The 5,785-nt window shown below is 70.6% G+C and carries 6 protein-coding genes and 2 pseudogenes; 3 read left to right on the top strand and 5 right to left on the bottom strand.

Features of this window, described 5'->3' with window-relative positions:
* Window positions 1–9: 9 nt before the first annotated feature.
* Window positions 10–313: pseudogene (locus KN815_RS40055) on the top strand (TetR family transcriptional regulator); the annotation flags it as partial.
* 70 nt (window positions 314–383) lie between these two features.
* Here KN815_RS40055 and KN815_RS40050 read toward each other — a convergent pair.
* Window positions 384–1,910 (bottom strand): MDR family MFS transporter, encoded by a 1,527-nt coding sequence (locus KN815_RS40050; RefSeq protein WP_216346715.1) that lies wholly within the window; start codon window positions 1,908–1,910, stop codon window positions 384–386.
* 240 nt (window positions 1,911–2,150) lie between these two features.
* On the opposite strand from KN815_RS40050, the gene KN815_RS40045 reads away from it, so the two are divergent.
* Window positions 2,151–2,639, top strand: a complete 489-nt coding sequence (locus KN815_RS40045; protein ID WP_216346716.1) for a TetR family transcriptional regulator — start codon at window positions 2,151–2,153, stop codon at window positions 2,637–2,639.
* Window positions 2,640–2,824: 185 nt separating this feature from the next.
* Here the strand turns inward: KN815_RS40045 and KN815_RS51090 are convergent.
* The 4 genes and pseudogenes from KN815_RS51090 to KN815_RS40030 all read right to left on the bottom strand — a co-directional run.
* A pseudogene (locus KN815_RS51090) lies at window positions 2,825–3,224 on the bottom strand (ABC transporter ATP-binding protein); the annotation flags it as partial.
* A gap of 275 nt (window positions 3,225–3,499) precedes the next feature.
* Window positions 3,500–4,048, bottom strand: a complete 549-nt coding sequence (locus KN815_RS51085) for an efflux RND transporter periplasmic adaptor subunit (protein ID WP_253209541.1) — start codon at window positions 4,046–4,048, stop codon at window positions 3,500–3,502.
* A gap of 87 nt (window positions 4,049–4,135) precedes the next feature.
* On the bottom strand, window positions 4,136–4,555 hold the full coding sequence (locus KN815_RS51080) for a hypothetical protein (protein WP_253209540.1): 420 nt from the start codon (window positions 4,553–4,555) through the stop codon (window positions 4,136–4,138).
* Window positions 4,536–5,045, bottom strand: coding sequence for a hypothetical protein (locus KN815_RS40030; RefSeq protein WP_253209539.1), 510 nt, complete (start codon window positions 5,043–5,045; stop codon window positions 4,536–4,538). Before KN815_RS40030 ends, KN815_RS51080 begins: the two co-directional genes overlap by 20 nt.
* 310 nt (window positions 5,046–5,355) lie before the next feature.
* On the opposite strand from KN815_RS40030, the gene KN815_RS40025 reads away from it, so the two are divergent.
* The coding region (locus KN815_RS40025) for a response regulator transcription factor (RefSeq protein WP_216346714.1) at window positions 5,356–5,785 on the top strand (430 nt) is incomplete at its 3' end.

Raw genomic sequence — 5,785 nt, 5'->3', positions numbered from 1 at the left:
GGGGCGCCGATGCTCGCTGCCGAGCCAGACGCGAGCGTCGCCGCGGAGGCGGGCGGCGGGCGTATGGTCTACCGCCGTTTCACCTCTTGCGAGGAACTCCTGACCGCCATCTACGCATCCCGTCGCCTCGCCGGCGATCGAGCAGGCGGTCCAGGATGCCCGGATGCGCGAGGCGTCCGTCGCCGTCGCCCTGCACCGCTACGTCGAGAACATCATCGCCATCAACCGCACCTGGCCCGTCGACCTCGCCTGCATGCTCGCCGACGGCGCCGTCCGCGCACGCCGCGACGCCTCCAGCCGCGACGCGGGCGCAGGTGTCTGCGAACGCCGACGGCCGGCGCCCGGTGAGGGCGCCGGCCAGGTCGAGCGCGGCGGTTCGGTGCTCAGGCGGCTGGGACGGTCTCCTTGGCGTTGGCGGCGCCGGCCCCCTCCTGCCCGGTCCTGCGAACGGGCTTGAGGAAAAGGGCCAAGAGGATACCGACGGCGAGGGCGGGTGAGATCCAGAGGTAGCCGGTGGCAGCGGCGTGGGCGAAGGCGTCCAGGGCGGTGTCGCGCAGGGCGGCGGGCAGGTGGGCGACTGTGTCGGGGCGGGAGGGGTCGAAGCCTCCTGCGGTGGGCAGGTTGCGGGTGCGGTCAGCGAATCCGCTGTTGAGGAGAGTGCCGAAGACTGCGACACCGAAGGCCGCGCCGATGGAGCGGGCGAAAGTGACCACCGCGCTGGCGGCACCGAGGTCAGCGGCGGGCATGCTGTTCTGCACGGTGGTCAGCACGACCATGGGGACCATCCCGATGCCCACACCGGTGATCAAGAAGTAGACGCTCAGGACCAGGGTGTTGGTGGCGGCGCCGATGGTGCCCAGCAGGAACAGCCCGGCGAGGTTGGCGAGCAGGCCCGCGAGGAGGATCGGGCGTAGCCGGCCGGCGTGGGCGGACCAGCGTCCGGCCAGGGACTGGCTGATGACCAGGCCGGCGACCAGGGGCAGCAGATGGACGCCCGAGAGGGTGGCCGAGACCCCGTGGACGATCTGCAGGTAGGTGGGCAGGTACACCAGGACGGCGAACATCGCCGCGTTGGCGACGAATCCGATCAGCGAGGAGAAGACCACGGTCCGGGAGGAGAACATGGCCGGCGGCAGTACCGGGGCGACGGCCCGGCGCTCGACGGGGACCAGCAGCGCGCCGAGCGCGACGGTGGCGAGGATCAGACCAATGATGGCCGGCGATGCCCAGCCCCAACGCTCACCGAATGACGCGATCAGGACCAGGCCGGTGGCGATGGCGGCCAGGACCAGGGCGCCCGGGTAGTCGATGCGGGTTCTGGCCCCTCTGACGCTCGCCGGCAGTGCCCGCGCGGCGATGGCCAGGGCGACGGCACCGACGGGCAGGTTGATCAGGAAGGCCCACCGCCAGGACAGCTGGTCGGTGAAGACACCGCCGAGCAGGGGGCCGACGATGCTGGCGACACCGTAGACCGAACCGAACATGCCCTGGTAGCGGCCTCGTTCGTGGGGAGCGACGATGTCACCGACCAGGGCGAAAGTCAGCACGATCATTCCGCCGCCGCCCACACCCTGCAGCACACGGGCGCCGATCAGCTCGGGCAGGTTCTGGGCCAGACCGCAGGCCACCGAGGCGATCAGGAAGAGGGTGGTCGAGGCCAGGTACAGGCGCTTGCGGCCGAACATGTCGCCGAGCTTGCCCCATAGCGGTGTCACCGCCGTCGACGCCAGCAGATACGCGGCGCTGACCCAGGCTATGTCGTCGAACCCGTCCAGGTCCTGCGCTATCCGCGGGAGAGCGGTCGACACGATCGTCTGGTCCAGGGACGCCAGGAGAACCGCGAGGACCAGTGCGCTGATGGCGGCGACACCACCGGTTCCAGGAGAGGGGGGCTGCTGTGCCTTCGACATGGAGGGGGTGCCTTTCCACACGGGGTGCCAGAAGTGGCGTGCAAACCGCCGGCGAAACAGAATTACCTCATCCACTGGCACTACCAAACCTATATGCCACGCAAACGTAGCACTTAATAAGGCGATGTACACACACGCGAGGCGATAGGTATCGCAGGTTTCACATCTGACCGTTAGACTGCTCCCGTGAGAGCCGACGCAGCACGCAATCTGGAAGCCGTTATGACCACCGGGGCACGGATGCTCGCCGCCGATCCGGGCGCGAGCATCGCGAGCATCGCCGCGGAGGCGGGGGTGGACCGGCGTACGGTCTACCGGCGTTTCGCCTGCCGCGAGGAACTCCTGGCCGCCATCTACGCATCCCGCCTCGCGGCGATCGAGCAGGCGATCGCGGACGCCCGGATGCACGAGGCGCCCGTCGCCGTCGCCCTGCACCGCTACGTCGAGAACATCATCGCCATCAACCGCACCTGGCCCGTCGACCTCGCCCGCATGCTCGCCGACGACACCGTCCGCGCACGCCGCGACGCCTCCAGCCGCGAGGTCGACACCTTCCTCCAACGCGCCACCGACGAAGGCCTGCTACGCCCCGGCCTGCCGGAAGGGTGGGCGAGCGCGCTGCTGCCACAACTGATGCACCTCGTGTCGCGGCAGATGCCGCAGCTCAGCCCCGCCCAGGCGGCGGACGTCGTCGTCGACACGCTGCTGCATGGCATCGGAACGTCCTGACACATCGATCGAGCGGACCGCGTATCCGCGCTTCAAGCGGCTGCTCACCGCCCACGAGATGCCGCTGTTCTGCTCGCCGGACTGATCAGGAGGCAGCGTGGGCGGCTGAGCGGAGGGATTCCGACGGCCGTCAACTCGCTCCGTTGCCGGCGCTGACGCCCTATCGGCCAACGGGCCGGCTCCCGGAGCAGGCCGACCCGGTGGCCGAGCCCGACCCGTTCCAGCGCGGCGAGCGCGAGCGGGGTGCGCCGTCTGCGCGGCACCCCCGCGCAGGCTGGTGGCGACGTTCTCGGCCGCGGTCAGCCCCTCCGTCAGGGGGAACTGTGGGAAGACGAAGCCGAGCCAGCGCCCGCGCAGTGCGGACAGCCGTCGGTCGCTCAGGGATGCCGCGTCCTGTCCCGCGATTTCCACGGTGCCGCGGGTGGGCAGGTCGAGCGTTCCCATGATGATCAGCAGCGTGGACTTGCCGGAGCCGGAAGGGCCGACGATGGCAAGGAGCTCGCCCTCGTGGATGGTCAGGGACACGTCGTCGAGCGCCGTCACGCCGCCGGGGAACGCCTTGGTCGCGTTCGTGAGCCGCAGCACGGCGGACGGCTCGGCGGGTACGGCGAGGATGCGCAGCGTGTCGTCGTCGCCGGGTATGGGGGGCGTGTCGTCGTCGGGCGCTGGGGCGTGCGGCCCGGTGCCATGCGCCACGACGTCGCGGCGCTTGCCCTCGCGGGGCGAGCGGTGGTGGGCTCTCACGACGCCGTCACCACCCGCTCCCCCTCCTTGATCCCCGTGCCCGAGACCTCGACCTGGCCCTTGGCGAACAGCCCCGTCTTCACGGCGACCAGCTGTCCGCCTGGACGCTGGAGCGGCTAGCCGCCCTCCGAAAGCGCGAGCAGCGCGCCCACCGGCACCGCGAGGACGTTCTTGCGGGTCTCCGTCGTGAAGGTCACCCGCACGGCTGCCGCGTCCAGGTTCTTGACCGAGGCGCTGTCCTCCGGCACCACGGTGACCTGCAACGACGGTGAGGAGTTACTGCCGGACGGGTCGGCTTCGGCACCCGGGCCGCCCTGCACCGCCGTGCCGACCGACGTCACTTTTCCGGGCACCTGCCGGGTGTCGGGAAGGGTGATGACGACCTTGTCGACCTTGTGGATCTGGGCCGCGTCGCCGGCGTTGGCCGTCACCGACACCAACTTGTGCTGGGAGGTCACCGACAGGACGTCCTCCGCCGCCGAGTCGCCGAGCTGGGCCTTGACCGCGCCCACGCGGACGGGGCCGGGCAGCACGATCGCCTGGCCGGCCGACAGCGTCCCGGTCTGCTGCTGGCCCATGTCGCGTTGCCAGCGCTTCAGCGCGTCGAGGAGGGACGAGGTCAAGACGGTCCCGGGTGCCTTGGCCGTGCCGGCGGACGACTGCACGGTGTGCTGCTCGGGGCCGATGTCGTACCCGAGGGCCTTCAGGATGTCCGCGAGGACGGGTCACATCGGCGCCGCTCGCCCTGGCCTTCACGGCCGCTTTGTCCAGCGTGCGGAACACCGGGGTAAGAAGACCATGACCGGCTGGTCATCCTGCCAGTACAGGGGTTTTCCGCGGGTCACCGTCGATCCGCTCGCCGGCAGTTTGGTGAGCAGGCCCTTGCCCGCGCCCTTGATCGTGACCGCCGTGCCGTAGCCGAGCGTGCCGGGCAGCGTCTTGCTGTCGGACAGGTCGGTGCGCTGGATGAGCGTGGTTTGGGCGGACGGCACTCCGGCGGGCTTGGTGTGGTTGGCGTCCCCGTGCCGCTTCAGCGCCGTCCCGCCCCAGGCTCCGCCCGCGACGACGGCGAGCACGGCGACAGCGACCGCGATCCGGCTGCCGGCCCGACGGCCGCCCCGGCTGTCACCACCGGCCGACGAGGGCGCGGCGCTACTTCTTGTCCTTGCCACCGAAAGCCTCCAGGCGGCAGTCACGATCGGCCTTGTCCGTCGGGATACCGCCGTCGTTGTTGTCGTCGAAGGTCCAGCCGTCAGGGCTCCCGTCGGACTTGAAGATCTGGTGGACCTTGTAGCCCTTCGAGCTCAGGCACTTGACGTAGGCACGGTGGTCGTCCGCGTAGTGCGGGTTGGTCTCGGGGCGCTCCTCGACCGGCTGGAGCGGCATCTTGTACAGGCACGCGTGGTACTGCGCCTTGTACTGGTCGGTGACCTTCTGGTCCTGCACCGGGGGCGCCTGGTCGCCGGGGTGCTCGACCCGCCGGGTGTTCATCGGCACGCCGTGGGCCTGAAGGCACGCCCAGTACACGTTCCAGAGCTGGTCGATCTCCCCCTGGGGGCTGTCCAGGCGCTCCTGGGGGCGCTTGGCCTCGATGGCGGCGTCGGAGGACTGTGCGGCGGAGGTGCCCTTGGTCCTCCCGCCGCCCGACAAGGGGGTCGGCAACGAGGCGACGCCGCTGTCCGACGATCCTGTCCGCTGTCGGTGCTGCTGCCCCCGCCGCCGCAGGCCGTCAGGACAAGGCCCGCTGCCAGGAGGGCAGCGCTCAGGACGGCGGCCCGGACGCGGCGCGTTGCCCGCGGGGCCCGCGCGGTGTCGGGGGCGCCGACGGCGGGGTGCGGCCGGTCTGTCTGGTACTCCATGGCACCGGAGCCTGCCTGGTGATTGTCAGAGACTTGTCAGGAAGCGATGGTCCTGTTGTGATCTTGTGCTCGGGGTGTTCGAGCACGTCGCGGGCGTTTGTAAAAATCGCAGCATGTGCGCGCACGTTGTCGTCGCCGAGGATGACGCCAAGCAGGCCGAGCTGATCCGCCGCTACCTGGAACACGAGGGCCACTGCGTGACCCTCGCCCCGGACGGCCGGGCTGCGCTCGACGAGATCCGCCGTCGGCTGCCCGACCTGCTGGTGCTCGACGTGATGATGCCTGGGCTGGACGGGCTCGGGGTGTGCCGGACCATCCGGTCGGAGGCCGGCCTCGCCGGGCTGCCGGTGCTGATGCTGACCGCTCGGTCCACCGAGGACAATCTGCTCCTCGGTCTGGACCTGGGCGCGGACGACTACCTGACCAAACCGTTCAGTCCGCGTGAGCTGATGGCCCGCATCCGCGCGCTGCTACGGCGCGGCGTGCGCGCCCAGGTGGCGCCCGGAGTTGCGGGCGTGGCGGGCACGGCGGGCACGGCGGGCG

The sequence above is a fragment of the Streptomyces niphimycinicus genome, from assembly GCF_018883605.1.
Taxonomy (GTDB): Bacteria; Actinomycetota; Actinomycetes; order Streptomycetales; family Streptomycetaceae; genus Streptomyces; species Streptomyces niphimycinicus.
Note: the sequence above shows the minus strand (reverse complement) of the source record. Positions and strands in the feature narration are given on the sequence as shown.

Coding starts and splice junctions, on each gene's coding strand:
- KN815_RS40050 (WP_216346715.1), bottom strand. CDS start 1,910: ATGTCGAAGGCACAGCAGCCCCCCTCTCCTGGAACCGGTGGTGTCGCC.
- KN815_RS40045 (WP_216346716.1), top strand. CDS start 2,151: ATGCTCGCCGCCGATCCGGGCGCGAGCATCGCGAGCATCGCCGCGGAG.